We start from the raw sequence: 18,653 nt of genomic DNA, 5'->3' as shown, positions 1-18,653 counted from the left end.
GGCATCGGCACGGGTGTTCGTCGAACCGGAGAACCGGGTCGGGTGTCGTTTCCCCCGATCGCCGCAGATCAATGGCTCAGGCGCCGTGCTTCGGCATGCCGTGCCAGATCCGGGGTCTCGAAGACGTAGTCGCTCCAGGCCGATTCCGGAATCTGCCCGGCCAGATAGCACTCCAGCAACAGGTTTTGCTCGGGGTTGAGCGGCCGTGGGGCACGCCCGTGATCCAGTCCGAGGGAGTGAAAAAGGTTTCTTGTCAGCTCCGATACGGTGAAATGCATCGACATCGCGCGTTCTCCTTTGCGCTTCAACGCAGCAGTACGGGCAAGGTTTCAGTGCCGGACACCGGTAACGCCTGATTGATCGCAGGCTCGACGCATCGGCCTGCCGACGGCCACCCAGCTCGAGTCGATCGAGGCCGGCCAGCGGACCGTGCGTGTGGTCGGCCCCGCCTTTTTCCCGGCTGAATGACCCCACGAGCATTCCCGCGGGAACGGCAGTCTTCGGAACAGGGGCCGCTTCCCGGCGTTGTGGTCGATAGGCAGGGAGAAGCGCCATGGCCACGTTCAGGGAAATGCGGGTACTGGAGATCGTCGAAGACGGCTCCCTGACTACCGACCAGAAGATCGCCGAATTGCGCAAGATCGAGTCCGAGGCGCGCGGGCTGCAACGGGCGGCGTCGGAGAGCCCGATGGGCGACGATGACGGCTGGCAGGACGATCTGCGCCAGGTTCGGCTTGCGCTCGACAAGCTCGGCGCCAAGGAACCGAAGAAGGGCGCGGCAACGCTATAGAACCGAGCCGTTCCTAAGCACGTCGCCTCAAAGCGGATTCAGGCGCCGCGCTTTAGGTCTTTGTTTTTATGCATTAGTCGCAAACCATGCGAACTCTTTGGCCGGGAGCGCTTACGTTCCTGCATGCCAATTGTTTTTCTGGGCCCGATGACGGAGGAGAGGGCGGTGACGCCCTGGTCTGAGACCGTCTGTGAGGCGCAGGCTTAACGACCCTGCGCTCGTAAAACCGTCCGGGAGGCTGGGGTGGACCCGGAAAGGCGCTGTTGTCGACCTGCGGCTGGTAGTCGACATTGGGCGGCGGCCGGTCCCAGATCCGCCTGGCGTCGAGCGGCCGCGGAATAACCACCGTGCCGTCATAGCTGCGAGAGCAGCCGCCGCCGAAAAGCAGCGCCACGCCCAGCAAGAAAGGCCCTATCCGTCCGTACATTAGCAACACCCCTGTGCATGCTTATAGCGCGGCCTTGCTCCGCGCCACAACCGGACGGAATAACGCAGCAGGAACAGGCCGGTTGCGCCGTTAAGGTTAGCGGATCGTTAATGCTTCTGCGGCACATTCCGCCGACGGACCGCGGAGGGAGGGTTCGGCCTTGATTTTCGGGGTGGGGACAGCATGGCGGAATCGGACGAAGCAATCGGCGTGCGCGGCAAGCGCAAGCCCGGCAAGGCAGCCGCGCATGGCGGCGATGGGCCATCCGGCGGCGACGTGGATTGCGCCGACGCGCTGCGCCAACTCGTCGAAGCGGGCTCGGACTGGATTTGGGAAACCGACGCGGAACTGCGCTTTTCCTGGCTTTCCCAAGATTACCAGGCGGCAACCGGTATCGATCCGGCAATGGTGCTTGGCCGGTTCCGCTTCGATTTTCTCAACCAGGTCCTGAAGGGCAACCGCGGTGCGGCGGCGCATCTGGAGGATTTGCAGGCGCACCGGCCGTTCCGTGACTTCGTCTACGAACTGAAGGGGGGCCGCCCCGACTGCCGCTGGGTGCTGACGTCAGGCTTCCCGCGTTTCGACAGCGAGGGAAAATTCGTCGGCTATCGCGGCCTGGGCCGCAACGTCACCGCGCTGGCCAGCGCCTTCGAGGCCATGCAGCCGGCGGCTGGCGGCGATGCCGTCCAGCATCTCGCCGATCTCGAGCGGACGATGGATGCCATGCATATGGGCGTCGTGCTTCTGGACGCCAGGCTCGATACGCTCATCGTCAACAAGGCCTATCGCGATCTCTCCAGGATTCCGGACGGGGCCGTGACGGTAGGCGCGCCGTTCAGCCTGCTGATGGAACTCAATCGCCGCAACGGCATCTATGGCGACATCGACGAAGAGCAATGGCAGCGCTACCTCGCCACGCGCATCGAAGAGCTCAAGGCCGGCACCGTCGCACCTCGGGAGTTTGCCCACACCGACGGGCGCACCATGATGTTCTCCGTCACGGCTCTGTCGGGAGGCAAACGCCTGCTGACCTACTATGAGGTCACCGAGGTCAAGCGGCGGGACGCCGAGATCGAGAATGCCAACGCCAAGATAGCCGAGACTTTCGCCAATCTCCGCACCATGGTCGATCAGATGCCGATCGGTGTTCTTGTCCTCGATGCCGACATGCGTGCCGAGGTCATCAACCGCGCCTTTTACGATTTCTGGCAGATCGACGCCCGGCGCGCCGAGACCGGCTGCAGCTTCCGCGATCTGATGGAAGCCAGCCGCGACATCGACCCGTATGGTTCGGACGACGCGACATGGCAGCGGCATGTCGCCGAACGCGAGGCTGAAATCAGAGCCGGCACAGCTGGAGCGAGGCAGTTCCCGCGCAATGACGGCAGGACGCTGATCTCGTCGATGGCGCCGCTGGCCGGCGGCAAGCGGTTCATTTCCTATGTCGATGTCACCGACATGAAGGATCGCGAGGCCGAACTTGCCGAAGCGCTGGAAAAGGCGCGGCTGGCGGAAGCAGTAATCAACGGGGTCAAGGATCCGATCTTCGTCAAGGACGACAATCTGCGCTTCGTCTTCGTCAACGAGGCCTTCGCGGCGCTGTTCAAGCAGGCGCCGCAAGCCATGCTTGGCAGGCCGGGAAGCGATTTCCTCGGGCCGGACGAGGTCGCGCTGTTCGAAAGCAGCGAACGCGAGGTGCTGGCCGGCGGACAGCAATACGAAGTGGAAGAAAGCTTCGAGGCCGGCGGCGGCACCCGTTCGCGTATCGTCAGGAAGAACCGCGTCCGCATGGCAAGCGGCCGCGACTATGTCGCCGGCTTTCTGTTCGACATCTCCGACATGAAGCGGCGCGAGACCGAAGCCGAAGATGCGCGCAAGCATCTCGCCAGCGTGCTGGAATCGCTGCCGGCGGGGGTTATCATCTACGACCGCGACGACAAGTTCGTCTTCGCCAACCACAGGCTGCAGGATACGTTGCCGGCGCTGAAGCCTTTCTGGCAGCCCGGCCGCACCTTCCGCGAAGCGCTGGAGTTCGGCCATTCGGTGGGTTATTTCCGTTCGAGTGGCGATCCTGGGATCGACAGCCTGTACGAAGGCGATTCCGAACGCTGGCTTGACGGCATCCTGGCGCGTTACCGTCTGCCGAATTCCTCCTATGAGCGCCTCAATGCCGATGGCCGCTGGTACCAGGTCTACGACATGCGCACAGGCGACGGCACGTTCATCGGGGTGCGCGTCGACATCACCGACCTCAAGAGCCGCGAGGCGGCGCTTCATGACTCGATGCGCCAGATCGATCTCTTCCGCCATGTCATGGACGAGTTGCCGGTAGCCGCCTTCATCAAGGCGCAGGACCTGAGCATCGAATTCGTCAACAAGGCCTGGTGCGCGCTGACCGGTCTCGCCAAGGACGACGTCATCGGCCGGACCGACCGTCAGCTGTTCAACGGCGAGGAAGCGGAGGGCTTCAGCCAGGACGATACCGATGTCGTGACGAACGGCAATGTGCGCGAGGTCGAGGAGCCCGTCACCCATCGTGACGGAACGGTGCGGCAGTTGATGACGCGCAAGAGCCGCCTGGTGGCCACGGACGGATCGGTGCATCTGGTCGGCTCCAGCACCGACATCACCGATGTCAAGGCGCGCGAGCAAGCTCTGGAAGAGAGCATGCGCGAGAACGAGGTGTTCCGCAGCCTGATCGACAACGTGCCGGTGTCGATCTACGCCAAGCGCTCCGATCTCAGGCAATTCTATGTCAACAAGGGCTGGTGCGATCTCACCGGCTTCAGCAAGCAGGAGGCGATCGGCAAGACCGACGTCGAGATCTTCGGGCCGGATGGCGAGGCCTTCGTGGCCAGCGATCTCGCCGTGCTGCGTACAGGCGAAACCCAGGAGATCGAGGAGACGGTGCGCCTTCCAGACGGCAGCGTCAGGCATCAGTTCGCCCGCAAGGGCGCAATGATCGCCTCCGACGGTTCGCTCTACCTGATCGGTTCGACCACCGATATCACGGAACTCAAGCAGCGCGAGGCGGAGCTCAGCGAGGCGCGCCGGCGCGCCGTGCTCGCCGACCGCGCCAAGTCGGAGTTCCTCGCCAATATGAGCCACGAGATCCGCACGCCGATGAACGGCGTACTGGGCATGGCTGAACTCCTGGCCAAATCCAATCTCGATCCCAAGCAGAAGACATTCACCGACATCATCGTCAAATCGGGCAACGCGCTGTTGACCATCATCAACGACATCCTGGATTTCTCCAAGATCGATGCCGGCCAGCTGGTGCTCGACCCGTCGCCCTTCAATCTCGCCGAGGCGATCGAGGACGTGGCGACGCTGGTATCGACACGGGCCAAGGAAAAGGATCTCGAGCTCATCGTGCGCATCGAGCCACGGCTCGAAAGTCTGTTCATCGGCGATGTCGGCCGCATCCGGCAAATCGTCACCAACCTGCTCGGCAATGCGGTGAAGTTCACCGATGAAGGCCACGTGCTGGTCGACGTGACCGGCGAACCGGTTCCGACGGGAACCAGGCTGACGATCTCGGTCACCGATACCGGCATAGGCATCCCCGAGGAAAAACTGAAACTGGTGTTCGAGAAATTCAGCCAGGTCGATACGTCCTCGACAAGGCGCCACGAGGGCACCGGGCTTGGCCTTGCCATCACCTCGCGGCTGGTCGACCTGATGGGCGGCGACATTGGCGTCGAGAGCGCCGAAGGCAAGGGGTCGACCTTCTGGTTCACGGTGACGCTGCCAGGGGCCGGGCAGCAGGGCGGGCAGCGCATCACGCCGGTGGACGTGACGGGCGCACGCGTGCTGATCGTCGACGACAACGCCGTCAACCGCGCCATCCTGACCGAGCAGATGACCTCGTGGACGTTCGATTCCTGCGCGGCCGAAAGCGGCGCCGAAGGTCTCAAGGTGCTGATCGCCGCGGCAGCTTATGGCGTGAAGGTCGACTGCGTCGTGCTCGACTACCAGATGCCTGAAATGAGCGGCGCCGAAATGGCGCGTATCGTGCGCAACACCGAGGGCCTCGCGGACACACCGATCATCATGCTGACATCGGTCGACCAGTCGCTTGCCAACACCAGCTACCGCGATCTTGGCATCGACGCCCAGCTGATCAAGCCGGCGCGCTCCTCGGTGCTCCTGGAAACGCTGGTCGCGACGATCCAGCGCCATCGCCACGCCACCAGCGGCCACGCCGTTCAACCGCTCGCGGGCGAGGCGCCCGAGGCGTCCCGGCCGCCGCCCCTGGCACCATCCGAGCAGCGCGCGCAATTGCAGCCGCCACAGGTTCGCCCCAGGTTGCCCGCGACGGCCGGCGGGCACAGGCTGGATATCCTGGTGGCCGAGGACAATGAGGTGAACCAGATGGTGTTCACGCAAATCCTCGGCGAGACCGGCTATGGTTTCGAGATCGTCGGCAATGGCCGCAAGGCGCTCGACGCCTTCGGCACGCTCAATCCGTGCATGATCCTGATGGATGTCTCGATGCCGGAGATGAGCGGTCTCGAAGCGACGGCCGCGATCCGCCTGCTGGAGCAGGAGACCGGCACGCATGTGCCGATCGTCGGCGTCACCGCGCATGCGCTCAAGGGCGACCGCGAGCGCTGCCTGGAGGCAGGCATGGACGACTATCTGCCCAAGCCGATCAGCCCCAGGGCCCTGCTCGAGAAGGTCGAGCGCTGGGTCGGCGCCGGCCGTCAGGTCCACCGCAACGCGGGATAGAGCCCGCGTCGCCTAGATTGCGGGACCCGGCGAGGCAATCAAGGAATCAGCGGGAGATTCGCTGCTACCGCTGCGTGCAATGACTATGGTGCGATCGCGCCATATCAAAGGCGGCGTCCAGCCGGAACAATAGCGAAATTGAATTCCGCTCTTCTCAGTTACGGGCGGGAGCAGCGACCGCCTGCAAGAAACAGTGTCACTCTACCCCAACGGACCTGTTTTTGGCGATGGCCCGGCCATGACACGCTCTGGCTGCGAGCAACGCGCTCCCGTCCGGATTTTCTTCACTTGGGAAAGCCTGGTCGAGTCCGTGGTGATTCCAGCCGTCGGACGGCTCAAGCCCCTGATTCCGGCGGCAAACTCGGACCGCGCCGCGAGCGCCCGAGATCAGCGTCTTTCGCGTTGCCGGCAACGCGTTACCGGGCTGACATGAAACTGTCATGCGACTGTTATAATCGAAGGCTATTGGCCTCAGCGGCGCCGGCAAGAAGTGGCGCCGAGAGACCATCTTCCGAACAGGAGCAGGCCACATGAGACATTTCATCCGCTCGGCGGCCGTTGCGATTGCAATGGCTGCGGCGTCCACCCTCACCCTTTCCGCAGCAATGGCAGCTGACCTTTCCGGCGCCGGCTCGACCTTCATCTATCCGGTGTTCGCCAAATGGGCCGACACCTACAAGAAGGACACCGGCATCGGCCTCAACTATCAGTCGATCGGCTCGGGCGGCGGCATCAAGCAGGTCATCGCCAAGACCGTGACCTTCGGCGCCACCGACAAGCCGATGTCCGACGCCGATCTCGAAAAGAACGGCCTCGTGCAGTTCCCGATGGTGATGGGCGGCATCGTGCCGATCGTCAACCTGACGGGCATCAAGCCGGGCGAACTCGTCCTCGACGGCAAGACGCTGGCCCAGATCTATCTCGGCGCGATCACCACCTGGGACGATGCCGCGATCAAGGCCCTGAACCCCTCGCTCACCCTGCCGTCGACCGCTATCGCCGTCGTTCATCGTTCGGACGGCTCGGGCACGACCTTCAACTTCACTGACTACCTCGTGAAGCTCTCGCCCGACTGGAAGGACAAGGTTGGTTCGGACACGGCCGTCGAGTGGCCGACCGGCGTCGGCGCCAAGGGCAGCGAAGGCGTTGCCAACACCGTCAAGCAGACCGACGGCGGCATCGGCTATGTCGAATATGCCTATGCCAAGCAGAACAATCTCTCCTACTCCAAGATGCTGAACGCCGCCGGCAAGGTCGTCGAGCCGTCGCTCGAATCCTTCGGCGCGGCTGCTTCGAACGCCGACTTCAAGGGCGCCAAGAACTTCAACGTCATCATCACCAACGAGCCGGGCGACGCCACCTGGCCCATCGCTGCCTCGACCTGGGTGCTGATCCACAAGACCCCGGACGATGCCGCGGCCACCGGCGAAGCGCTCAAGTTCTTTGCCTGGGCCTACAAGGACGGCAAGGAAACCGCCAAGGCGCTCGACTATGTGTCGATCCCCGACAGCGTCGTCGACCTGATCAAGGCTTCGTGGAAGGCCGACATCCAGGCCGACGGCAAGCCCGTCTACGCCGGCGAGTAATATCTTTCTGGAGGAGCGCCGCCCCGCGGCGCTCCTTTTCAATCAACACAAAGAGCCGAGCTTGACATGAGCGCTGCCCAGGAAGCCTTGCCAGCCATTCGAGGTTCACGCGAAGCCACCGTCAGACGGTTCGCGTTGACCGATTCGATCTTCCATGGGCTGACCCGCGCCGCCGCCATTCTCGTGCTGGTGCTGCTCGGCGGCGTCGCTATCTCGCTGTTCGCCGGTTCCTGGCAGGCACTGTCGACCTTCGGCTTCTCCTTTCTGACCACCGAGAGCTGGAATCCCGTCACCGAGAAATTCGGCGCCCTGGCGCCGATCTATGGCACCATCATCACTTCGGCCATCGCCATTCTGATCGCTGTGCCGCTCGGTATCGGCATCGCCATTTTTCTCACCGAGCTTTGCCCGCGTCCGCTCCGGCGCCCGATCGGCATGGCCGTGGAACTGCTGGCCGGCATCCCCTCGATCATCTACGGCATCTGGGGCCTGTTCGTGCTGGCACCGTTCCTGCAGACGACAGTGCAACCATTCATCATCAGCGTGTTCCATGGCATTCCCGGTCTTAGCAGCCTGTTTGCCGGTCCGCCCTACGGCATCGGCCTGCTGACCTCGTCGCTGATCCTCGCCATCATGGTGCTGCCCTTCATCACCTCGATCACCAAGGATGTGTTCGACACGGTGCCGCCGGTGCTGAAGGAGTCCGCCTATGGCATTGGCTGCACGACCTGGGAGGTGACACGCCGCGTCGTCATCCCCTACACCCGCATAGGCATCATGGGCGGCGTCATGCTCGGCCTCGGCCGCGCGCTTGGCGAAACCATGGCGGTGACCTTCGTCATCGGCAACGCGCACCGCATCTCGACCTCGCTGTTCGCGCCGGCAACGACAATCTCCGCGACCATCGCCAATGAATTCACCGAAGCCGTCGGCGATCTCTACACGTCGTCGCTTGTGGCGCTCGGCCTGATCCTGTTCGTCATCACCTTCCTCATCCTTGCCATCGCACGCTACATGCTGATGCGCATCGACGCCCGCACCGGAGCCTGACCGATGTCGACAGCCTCGTCGCTTCACAGCCGCCGCAAGACCAGAAACTCGGTGATGATGACGCTGTGCGTCGTCGCCGCGGGCATCGGGCTTGCCTGGCTGGCACTGATCCTCGGCGCATTGGTCTACAAAGGCGCGGCCGGGCTCTCCCTTGATGTCTTCACGCAGATGACGCCGCCCCCCGGCGATGCGGGCGGCCTGCTCAACGCCATCTATGGCAGCGTGGTGATGACCGTCATCGCCGTCATCGTCGGCACGCCGATCGGTGTCCTGGCCGGCACCTACATGGCCGAATACGGTCGTTTCTCGAAGCTCACCACCGTCGTACGGTTCATCAACGACATCCTGCTGTCGGCGCCGTCGATCATCATCGGCCTGTTCGTCTACGAATTGATGGTGCGGCCGATGGGGCATTTCTCAGCCATCGCCGGCGCCGTCGCGCTGGCCATCCTGGTCATCCCCGTGGTCGTGCGCACCACCGAGGACATGCTCAACCTGGTGCCGAACGCCTTGCGCGAAGCCGGCACCGCGATCGGCGCACCGCGCTGGGTGGTCATCAAGTCAGTCGCTTACCGCGCGGCACTGTCCGGCATCGTCACCGGCATATTGCTGTCGATCGCCCGTATCTCCGGCGAGACGGCGCCACTTCTTTTCACGGCGCTGAACAACCAGTTCTGGTCGAGCAACCTCAACGCGCCGATGGCCAGCCTGCCGGTCACCATTTTCCAGTTCGCTCTCAGCCCCTACGAGGAATGGCAGCAACTGGCCTGGACCGGCGCACTCATAATCACATTGACGGTTCTCGCGCTCAGCATCTTTGCGCGCAGCCTGACCGGACGCAGAGAGGACAAATGAGCCAGATGTTGTCTCCAGACATGACGATTGCCGCCGAGGCAGCCGCCAAGGCGAAGATCGAGGTCAAGAACCTCAATTTCTACTACGGCCAGTCGAAGGCGCTGAAGGACATCACCTTGTCGCTGCCCGAGCGCAGCGTGACGGCCTTCATCGGACCGTCGGGTTGCGGAAAGTCGACGCTGCTGCGCGTCTTCAACCGCATCTACGAGCTCTACCCCAAGCAGACCGCCGAGGGTCAGGTGCTGCTCGACGGCCAGAACGTTCTCGACCGCTCGCAGGACCTCAACCTGTTGCGCACCAAGATCGGCATGGTGTTCCAGAAGCCGACGCCGTTCCCGATGTCGATCTATGAGAACATCGCCTTCGGCGTCCGCCTCTACGAGAAGATCGGCAAGGCCGAGATGGACGGCCGTGTCGAGCAGGCGTTGAAACGCGCCGCGCTGTGGAACGAAGTCAAGGACAAGCTCAACGCCAGCGGCCTCAGCCTGTCGGGCGGCCAGCAGCAGCGGCTTTGCATCGCCCGCACCGTGGCGGTGAAGCCGGAGGTCATCCTTCTCGACGAGCCGGCCTCGGCGCTCGACCCATTGTCGACCGCCAAGATCGAGGAATTGATCGACGAGTTGCAGGCCGACTACACGATCGTCATCGTCACCCACAACATGCAGCAGGCCGCGCGCGTCTCGAAGCAGACGGCTTTCATGTATCTTGGCGAGCTGGTCGAATTCGACAAGACCGAGAAGATCTTCACGTCGCCTCGCGAGAAGCGCACGCAGGACTATATCACCGGCCGCTTCGGCTGATCTCACGCATACGAGGACCAGGATCATGGCCGAACACACAGTCGCAGCCTTCGACGAGGATCTCGGACAGATCAGCAGGCTGATCAGCGACATGGGCGATCTCGCCGGCACGATGGTCGGCGGCGCCACCAAGGCGCTGCTGAATTCCGACAATGCGCTGGCACAGCGCGTCGTCTCCGACGACGCCATCATGGACGCACGCCAGCGCGAACTCGATGATCGCGCCATCACCCTGATCGCCAAGCGCCAACCGATGGCCGACGATCTGCGTCATGTCGTCGGCTCGATCCGCATGGCGGGCGATCTCGAACGCATCGGCGACCTTGCCAAGAACATCGCCAAGCGCGTCGGCTCCGTCGGCCTCACCGCCACGCCGCGCGACCTGTCGCATTCCATCGACTCCATGGCGCAGCTGGTGCTGATCCAGGTGCAGGGCGTGGTCGAGGAATATGCGGCCGGCGATGCCGCCGCCCTCGCCAAGCTCAGGAATGACGACGAACGCATCGACGTCAAATACACCTCGGTGTTCCGCGAACTCCTGACCTACATGATGGAGGATCCCCGCAACATCACGGCTTGCACGCATCTTTTGTTCTGCGCCAAGAATCTCGAACGCATCGGCGACCATGTGACCAACATCGCCGAGAATGCGTATTATGTGCTGACCGGCACGCAATTGCCCGCCAACCGTCCGAAGCAGGACGAGACGGCGCTGTCGATGCCTGCGGCTTGATGGCAGGGATGATCGATCGATGATCGCGCCACGCATCATGGTGGTGGAGGACGAGGAGCCGCTGGGCGTGCTCCTCCGCTACAATCTGGAATCCGAGGGTTACCAGGTCGAGGTGGTGACACGCGGCGACGAAGCCGAGATCCGCCTCCAGGAAAACGTGCCCGACCTGCTGGTGCTCGACTGGATGGTGCCGGCGGTTTCCGGCATCGAACTCTGTCGGCGCCTGCGCATGCGGCCCGAGACGGAGCGATTGCCGATCATCATGCTGACGGCGCGCGGCGAGGAGAGCGATCGCGTGCGCGGCCTCTCGACCGGCGCCGACGACTATCTGGTCAAGCCGTTCTCGACGCCAGAATTCATGGCCCGGGTCAAGGCGCTGCTGCGCCGCGCCAAACCGGAAGTGCTGTCCAGCGTGCTCAAGGTCGGCGACATCGTGCTCGACCGCGAATCGCACCGGGTCTATCGCAAGAAGAGCGAGATCCGGCTCGGACCGACCGAGTTCCGGCTACTCGAATTCATGATGCGCCATCCTGGCCGCGTGTTCTCGCGCAGCCAGTTGCTCGATAATGTCTGGGGCGAGACGATCTACATCGACGAGCGCACTGTGGATGTGCATGTCGGCCGCCTGCGCAAGGCGGTCAACAATGGCCGCATGCCCGATGTGATACGCACCATCCGTGGCGCGGGCTACGCAATCCGCGAGGATTGAGATCAGGCCACGTTCTTGCCGGATCTCACCTGCACGCCCGGCGCGAAGATCTCCTGGTCGACGAAGGTGAGCGCGCGCATGGCGCAGCCCTCGCGGATCAGCGGCAATTCGTTCGGCTCTGTATCGAAGGAAATCGATTTCGAATGCTGGCCGCCGGCGGTCTGGGCGATGGCCTCGCGCAGGGCCGGCTCGATCAGGTCGAAGGCGGCGGCGCTGACGCCGACCATCGCAACGGGCGCCGGGTCTATCAGCGCGAACAGGCTGCCAAGGCCATAGCCCAGAGCCTCGCCGGCCTTGCGATAGGCCTCGCGCTCCGGTCCGTCTCTTTCGCGCGCCGTGGCCGCCAATGCGCGCATGTCGGCGTCGCTGACGTCGACCGGTTTGGCGTCCTCACCCATCTGTCCTGCATTACGCCAGATGGCATAGTTGCCGGCATAGGCCTCGACGCAGCCGCGCCGCCCGCAGCGGCAGAGCGCGCCGCCCGGGCGATGGATCATGTGGCCGAACTCGCCGCCGGAGGAATGGGTGCCGGTGAACAGATCGCCCTTCAGCACCAGGCCCATGCCGATGCCGTGCGAGAGCAGGATGGCGATGAAGTCGTCGCGGTAGCGCTCGGGGTCGCGCCAGCGCAGCGCCACCGCCATCATGTTGCAGTCGTTCTCCATGGTGGCGGGGATGCCGAATTCGGCTTCGAGTATGTCGGCGAAGGCAATGTCCGTCTGTGGCGTGATCGGCGACCACAGCATGGCGCGCGCCTCGGTGTCGGTGATGCCCTGGATCGCCAGCGCGATGCGGGCGATGCTGGCGACGTCAAGGTCGGGATCCTCGAGGCGGCGGCGGACGATGGCCACGCATTCGCCGATCAGCGCCTCGCGCGACATGGTCAGCGTGTCCAGCCGGCGCTGCTCCTCCGATATCACCTGGCCGGCGTAGTCGATGACGGCGACGGAGAGGAAATTCAGCGACAGCACCACGGTCATGACCGCCGCGGCCTCGGGGTTGAGACAAAGGCCCACCTGCGGCCGGCCGCGTTTCAGTGAGCCGGCCTCGTTCGGCTTGCCTTCGCTCAGGATACCTTCGCCGATCAGGTCGGCTGATATCGCCGATATGGTCGAGTGGCTCAGGGCGGTGGTGGCGGCGATCTCGGTGCGCGAGGGCTGGCCACCCCGGCGCACGGCTCCAATCACCATTGCGCGGTTGCGCCGGCGCAGATCGTCGTGGCGGATTCCGACCGACATGATTTCCTCCCCGTCGCCGCGGTTCTTGACGCCCCCTCGAACACCTCCGGCAACGGGCCGAATACTGGCAGAAGCGGCTGGGGCTGTCATTTATTTATTGCGGGGCTCGAAAAAAGGCTTCCGGCACCTCAAAATCCGTCAGAATCGATGTTGACAGTGTTCCGGCGATGGACGAGTGTTTTTTCGAGGCTCGAAAAAATAGGGCCTTTGTGCCGGCCTTAGGGCCAGTTTGGTCGCGCCACACGCGGGCGCAGGGAGGATATCATGAAGAGATTCACAGTCGCCATTCTGGCGGGTGTCGCCATGTCGCTGACGCTGGCGTCGGTCGCGCAGGCGAAGGGCAAGGTCATCGGCGTTTCGTGGTCCAACTTCCAGGAGGAGCGCTGGAAGACCGACGAGGCGGCCATGAGGAAGGCCATCGAGGCCGCGGGCGACAAGTACATTTCCGCCGACGCGCAGTCCAATCCCGGCAAGCAGCTGACCGATGTCGAGAGCCTGATTTCGCAGGGTGCCAATTCGCTGATCATCCTGGCGCAGGACGCGTCGGCCATCGGCCCGGCGGTACAGAAGGCGCTCGACGAGGGCATTCCGGTCGTCGGCTATGACCGCCTCATCGAGAACAAGGACGTCTTCTACCTGACCTTCGACAACAAGGAAGTCGGCCGCATGCAGGCCCGCGAAGTGTTCAAGGTGAAGCCTGAGGGCAATTACGTCTTCATCAAGGGCTCGGGCGCCGATCCGAATGCCGACTTCCTGTTCTCGGGCTCTATGGAAGTGCTGAAAGCGGCAATAGACAGCGGCAAGATCAAGAATGTCGGCGAAGCCTATACGGACGGCTGGCTGCCCGCCAACGCCCAGAAGAACATGGAACAGTTCCTCACCGCCAACGACAACAAGGTCGACGCCGTGGTCGCCGCCAATGACGGCACCGCCGGCGGTGTGGTCGCGGCGCTGACGGCGCAGGGGCTCGCCGGCACCGTGCCGGTCTCCGGTCAGGACGGCGACCACGCCGCGCTCAACCGCATCGCGCTCGGCACCCAGACCGTGTCGGTGTGGAAGGACGCGCGCGAACTCGGCAAGAACGCCGCCGAGATCGCCTCGCAACTCGCCGACGGCAAGAAGATGACCGACATCGCCGGCGTGAAGGACTTCACGACGCCTGGCGGCAACACCGTAAAGTCGCTGTTCCTGACCCCGGTGGCCATCACCAAGGACAATCTCAACCTCGTCATCGACGCCGGCTGGATCAAGAAGGACGAAGTCTGCACGGGCGTTGCCGCGGGCAGCGTCGCGGCCTGCAACTGAGCTTGATCGCCTGAACAGTCGGAAGCGCCGCGGCGTGGAACGGTCAGTGTTCTGAACACTGGCCGTTCCAATTTCCTTGTTTTCGCAATTCCGGACGAAAAACCGCTACGCACTTTTCCTGGAATTGCTTCCAAGCCGCGGCGTGTTCCCGACAAGATTTGTGTTTCCGCCGCTGGCGGCTAACTTCTGGGCTCTGGTCCGGCTCCGCGTCAGACGGCAAGCCGCTGGGAGAACATCATGACCGACACGACCTCAACCTCGCAGGCCGATACGGCGCGTGCGTCGGAACTCGGCGCGGTCGCGCGTTTCCTGAAGGCGACCGAGATCGACACCCGCATGCTCGGCATGATCGGCGCGCTGCTGCTGATCTGGGTCGCGCTGCATGTGATTTCGAGCCTGCGTCTTGGCGTCAATCCGCTCGATTTCGACAGCCGCACGTTCCTCACGCCACGCAATCTGTGGAACCTGTCGGTGCAGACGTCCGCGGTCGCCATCATGGCCTGCGGCATGGTGCTGGTCATCGTCATGCGCAACATCGACCTGTCCGTCGGTTCCGCCGAGGGCTTGATCGGCATGGTCATGGGCTTTGCGCAGGTACATTTCCTGGTTCGGTTCGTAGGACTTGAACTCGGCAACCCATGGATCTGGGTCCTGGCACTGGTCATCGGTCTGGCGCTCGGGCTTTTGATCGGCGCCTTCCAGGGCTTCGTCATCGCCTATCTCGAAGTGCCGGCCTTCATCGTCACGTTGGGTGGCCTGCTGGTCTGGCGTGGGGCCGCCTGGTGGGTCACGTCAGGCCAGACGGTGGCGCCGCTCGACGCAACTTTCCAGCTGATGGGCGGCGGACCGGCCGGATCGATCGGCGCCACCTGGAGCTGGGTCGTCGGCATCGTCGCGTGCCTGGCTGTCGTGTTCGCGCTGTTCAACGGGCGGGTTCAGCGCAAGCGCTTCCGCTTCCCGCTGCGGCCGATCTGGGCCGAGACGCTGCTCGGCGTCGTCACCTGCGCCGTCATCATGGGCGCGGTCTGGCTGGCCAACTCCTATCCTTGGCCGATCGGGATCGTGAACCGGTACGCGGCCGCCAACAACATCACCGTGCCGGAGGGCGGGCTGTTCATCGCCCACGGCATCGCTATACCGGTGCTGATGGCGGTCGCCGTCGGTCTGGTCATGACCTTCATCACCAACCGCACCCGTTTCGGCCGTTATGTCTTTGCTATCGGCGGCAATCCGGAAGCGGCCAATCTCGCCGGCATCAACACGCGCTGGATCACCATGAAGGTGTTCATGATCATGGGCGTGCTGGCCACGATCGCCGCCGCCATTTCGTCGGCCCGGCAGAACTCGTCCACCAATGTGCTGGGAACATTGGATGAGCTGCTCGTCATTGCCGCGGCCGTCATCGGCGGCACCTCGCTTGCCGGCGGCTCGGGAACCATCATCGGCGCCATGCTCGGTGCATTGCTGATGCAGTCGCTGCAGTCGGGCATGGTGCTGCTCGGCGTCGATTCGCCGTTGCAGAGCATCGTCGTCGGCGCCGTGCTGGTTATCGCCGTCTGGCTGGACACCGTCTATCGCAAGCGGGTTTAGGGGATACGACCATGGCTGACAAAACCGCTCCCGTGACGGCCCTCGCAACTGCGCCCACTGGCACGCCGCTGGTCGACATGCGCAACATCTCGATCGCCTTCGGCGGCATCCGTGCAGTCGACGACGCCTCGATCGATCTTTTCCCCGGCGAGGTCGTGGCGCTGCTCGGCCATAACGGCGCCGGCAAGTCGACGCTGATCAAGATCCTGTCCGGCGCCTACAAGCGCGATGCGGGCCAGATCTTCGTCAATGGCGAGGAGGCAGCGATTTCCAACCCGCGCGACGCCAAGAAATACGGTATCGAGACGATCTACCAGACGCTGGCGCTGGCCGACAATGTCGATGCCGCCGCCAACCTGTTCCTCGGCCGCGAACTGATGACCGCCTGGGGCACGCTCGACGACGTCGCCATGGAGGCCGAGGCGCGCAAGGTGATGGGGCGGCTCAATCCTCGCTTCCAGCGCTTCAAGGAACCGGTGATCAAGCTGTCGGGCGGTCAGCGGCAATCGGTGGCGATCGCGCGCGCGATCCTGTTCAATGCCCGCATCCTGATCATGGACGAGCCGACGGCGGCACTTGGGCCCCAGGAAACCGCCCAGGTCGGCGAGTTGGTCAGGCAGCTCAAATCCGATGGCATCGGCATCTTCTTGATCAGCCACGACATCCACGACGTGTTCGAGCTGGCCGACCGTGTCTGCGTGATGAAGAATGGCCAGGTGGTCGGTACCGCCCGCACGACTGACGTCACGCAGGACGAGGTGCTTGGGATGATCATCCTGGGCAAATGTCCTCCAGGTGCCATACCGGGGCCGGGCGCGCTGAAGATCGCCGCCTGAGGCCGGTCAGGCCGCTTCGGGCACGCCCCGTTGCCGGTCACGTGATATGCCAGTGATCACGATGGTGTGGCCTGACCATTGTGTTGGCCCGGCGACTTGCCCATAAAAGGTCCTGTTTTGCTCATGGACCGCATCATCCGTTGAAGAAGCTTTTTCCAATCGTCGCGTTCATTGCCGTTGCACTGATCAGCATGACCATGGCGGGGTTCGCTTATTTCGCGACGCAGGAAGCCGCCCGCATCAAGTTCGAAGGGGCGGCCGATGACGCCCTCAACCGGATCGAGAGCCGCATCGACCTGCACCTGTCGCTGCTGCGCTCGACACAGGCCCTGTTCGACGCGCGCAACGGCGATATTTCCCAGAACGAGTTCAAGGCATTCTTCAAGGCGCTGGATGTCGACAACAATTTCGCCGGCCTGCGAGGCATCGGCTTCCTGCGGCTGGTCAGGACGGGCGACGAGGCAGCGGTGGAACGCGACCTCCTCCACGATTTCGGCGCCAGTCATCCGGTCTATCCGGATACGACGCAGGCCTGGCGCACGCCGATCGCGCTTTTCGAGCCGCTCGATCCGTCCAACCAGACCATCATCGGCTACGACATGTTCAGCGAGCCGGTGCGGCGTGCGGCGATCGAAAAAGCCATGGCCGACGACCAGCAGCATGCGAGCGGGCTGGTCCAACTCGGCCAGGGCACGGGCGTGGCGCAGACGTTCACTGGCTTCCTGGTCTATGTGCGGCTCAATGTGGAAACGGCACCGGAGGTCATCAACGCATCGCGGTCCTCGACCGCCGGCTTTCTCTATGCGGCCTTTCGGGCCCGGGACCTGTTCCAGATCGCGCTCAGCCGTGCGCCGCTGCTGCCGGTCAACACCGAGATCTATGATGGAGCGGTGAACGGCGACAACCTGTTGTTCCGCTCGGAGACGCCACCGGCCTCATCCCTGGGAGACCGGCTGCTGGTCACCCGCAAGATGACCGTGGCCGGACGCCCGTGGACCGTATTGTTCAGGCCAACCAGCGCCTTCTCGCAACCCTCTTCGCGCGCCATCCCCGTGATGCTGGGGCTGTTCGGCCTGCTCCTGGCAGGCGCCATCGCGCTGGTGGCGCGCTATCAGGAGCGAGCCTATGACGCGGTGTCGGCCTTGCACGAGACGACGGAAAAAAGCCTGCTCGAAAAGGACCTGATGCTGCAGGAGATGAAGCATCGCATCAAGAACTCCATCACCAGGGTGCTGGCGATCGCGCGGCAGACGGCTTCGCGGGCAACCGACGTCAATGAGTTTTCCGCTTCCTTCTCGGCCAGGCTGCAGGCGATGGCCGCCTCGCAGGACATGTTGACGCGCTCGCGCTGGCAGAAAGCCGACCTTGCCGATCTGCTGCGCATCGAGCTTGGCCAGGTGTTCGGCAAGGAACTGCCGGACGGGCTCCTGTCAGGCCCGGAGGTGCTGCTCGATGAAACAACGACGCAGGCGCTTGGCCTGACCTTTCATGAACTCGCCACCAACGCGCTGAAATACGGCGAAGCCGGCAATTTCGTTGGCGCTCTCAAGGTGAACTGGTCGCTGGAAGGGCGGGGGCGCGAGCGGACGCTGGCGCTGAACTGGCGGGAGGCGGGGAAGAAGAGGGTACAGGCGCCATCGCGGACGGGATTCGGCACCAAGCTGATCGATCTCAATGTCACGCGCGAGCTGCGCGGCACGATCAGACGCGATTTTCAGGCCGATGGCCTCAAGGTGGAAATCAAAATTCCACTGGCCGGCTGAAACCCACCCATCAGAGGGACCCAGCGGCAGCCTCCCATCCACGAAAATCCGGAGGCCCAAGGGCCTCCGGATTTGGTCTTGTTATCGTTGAATCAGTTGCAGCGGGCCGTGTAGGTGCCGTGACGATCACGATACACGCAACGGCCGTTCCGCAGCTTGCGAACCAGCAGGCCGGATCCGGCACCGACGGCTGCGCCGATCAGGGCACCCTTGCCGCCGCCGACCAACCCACCCACC

The 18,653-nt window shown here is 63.7% G+C and carries 14 protein-coding genes; 12 read left to right on the top strand and 2 right to left on the bottom strand.

Annotated features, from left to right (window positions below; genetic code table 11):
* Positions 1-68 precede the first annotated feature (68 nt).
* The gene (locus tag LB554_RS22275; RefSeq protein WP_140720378.1) at positions 69-284 is read right to left on the bottom strand and encodes a hypothetical protein; all 216 of its coding nucleotides are present in this window, start codon (positions 282-284) and stop codon (positions 69-71) included.
* 269 nt (positions 285-553) lie between these two features.
* Between LB554_RS22275 and LB554_RS22270 the strand changes: the two genes are divergently transcribed.
* The 8 genes from LB554_RS22270 to phoB all read left to right on the top strand — a co-directional run bounded on the left by LB554_RS22270 (position 554) and on the right by phoB (position 11,684).
* Positions 554-790: a hypothetical protein gene (locus LB554_RS22270; protein WP_224586986.1), complete on the top strand. Its 237-nt coding sequence runs from the start codon at positions 554-556 to the stop codon at positions 788-790.
* A 610-nt stretch (positions 791-1,400) separates the two neighbouring features.
* Positions 1,401-5,951 (top strand): PAS domain-containing protein, encoded by a 4,551-nt coding sequence (locus LB554_RS22265; RefSeq protein ID WP_224586984.1) that lies wholly within the window; start codon positions 1,401-1,403, stop codon positions 5,949-5,951.
* Between the two features lie 530 nt (positions 5,952-6,481).
* Positions 6,482-7,537 carry a phosphate ABC transporter substrate-binding protein PstS gene (gene pstS / locus LB554_RS22260; RefSeq protein ID WP_224586982.1) on the top strand — a complete coding sequence of 352 codons (1,056 nt, stop codon included), beginning with the start codon at positions 6,482-6,484 and terminating at the stop codon, positions 7,535-7,537.
* Positions 7,538-7,603: 66 nt separating this feature from the next.
* A complete protein-coding gene (pstC, locus tag LB554_RS22255) occupies positions 7,604-8,587 on the top strand; it encodes a phosphate ABC transporter permease subunit PstC (protein WP_224586980.1) in 984 nt (327 codons plus the stop codon).
* Between the two features lie 3 nt (positions 8,588-8,590).
* Entirely contained in the window at positions 8,591-9,442 is an 852-nt protein-coding gene (pstA, locus tag LB554_RS22250) for a phosphate ABC transporter permease PstA (RefSeq protein WP_224586978.1), read from the top strand.
* Positions 9,439-10,242, top strand: coding sequence for a phosphate ABC transporter ATP-binding protein PstB (gene pstB, locus LB554_RS22245; RefSeq protein WP_015315386.1), 804 nt, complete (start codon positions 9,439-9,441; stop codon positions 10,240-10,242). The genes pstA and pstB overlap by 4 nt, the downstream gene beginning before the upstream one ends.
* 25 nt (positions 10,243-10,267) lie before the next feature.
* Positions 10,268-10,975, top strand: coding sequence for a phosphate signaling complex protein PhoU (gene phoU / locus LB554_RS22240; protein WP_224586976.1), 708 nt, complete (start codon positions 10,268-10,270; stop codon positions 10,973-10,975).
* 19 nt (positions 10,976-10,994) lie between these two features.
* Positions 10,995-11,684 (top strand): phosphate regulon transcriptional regulator PhoB, encoded by a 690-nt coding sequence (gene phoB, locus LB554_RS22235; RefSeq protein ID WP_010911896.1) that lies wholly within the window; start codon positions 10,995-10,997, stop codon positions 11,682-11,684.
* Between the two features lie 2 nt (positions 11,685-11,686).
* Here the strand turns inward: phoB and LB554_RS22230 are convergent, their stop codons facing one another.
* A complete protein-coding gene (locus tag LB554_RS22230) occupies positions 11,687-12,922 on the bottom strand; it encodes an ROK family protein (protein WP_224586975.1) in 1,236 nt (411 codons plus the stop codon).
* Positions 12,923-13,186: 264 nt separating this feature from the next.
* Here LB554_RS22230 and xylF point away from each other — a divergent pair, with 264 nt between their 5' ends.
* The 4 genes from xylF to LB554_RS22210 all read left to right on the top strand — a co-directional run bounded on the left by xylF (position 13,187) and on the right by LB554_RS22210 (position 18,416).
* Positions 13,187-14,227, top strand: coding sequence for a D-xylose ABC transporter substrate-binding protein (xylF, locus tag LB554_RS22225; protein ID WP_224586973.1), 1,041 nt, complete (start codon positions 13,187-13,189; stop codon positions 14,225-14,227).
* 237 nt (positions 14,228-14,464) lie between these two features.
* Entirely contained in the window at positions 14,465-15,817 is a 1,353-nt protein-coding gene (locus LB554_RS22220) for a sugar ABC transporter permease (RefSeq protein ID WP_015315390.1), read from the top strand.
* Between the two features lie 11 nt (positions 15,818-15,828).
* On the top strand, positions 15,829-16,653 hold the full coding sequence (locus tag LB554_RS22215) for an ATP-binding cassette domain-containing protein (RefSeq protein WP_224586970.1): 825 nt from the start codon (positions 15,829-15,831) through the stop codon (positions 16,651-16,653).
* A gap of 140 nt (positions 16,654-16,793) precedes the next feature.
* A complete protein-coding gene (locus LB554_RS22210) occupies positions 16,794-18,416 on the top strand; it encodes a CHASE domain-containing protein (RefSeq protein ID WP_224586968.1) in 1,623 nt (540 codons plus the stop codon).
* Positions 18,417-18,653: the final 237 nt, after the last annotated feature.

Source organism: Mesorhizobium sp. CO1-1-11, assembly GCF_020164995.1.
GTDB classification, from domain to species: Bacteria; Pseudomonadota; Alphaproteobacteria; order Rhizobiales; family Rhizobiaceae; genus Mesorhizobium; species Mesorhizobium australicum.
This window is presented reverse-complemented; position numbering and strand designations above follow the sequence as displayed.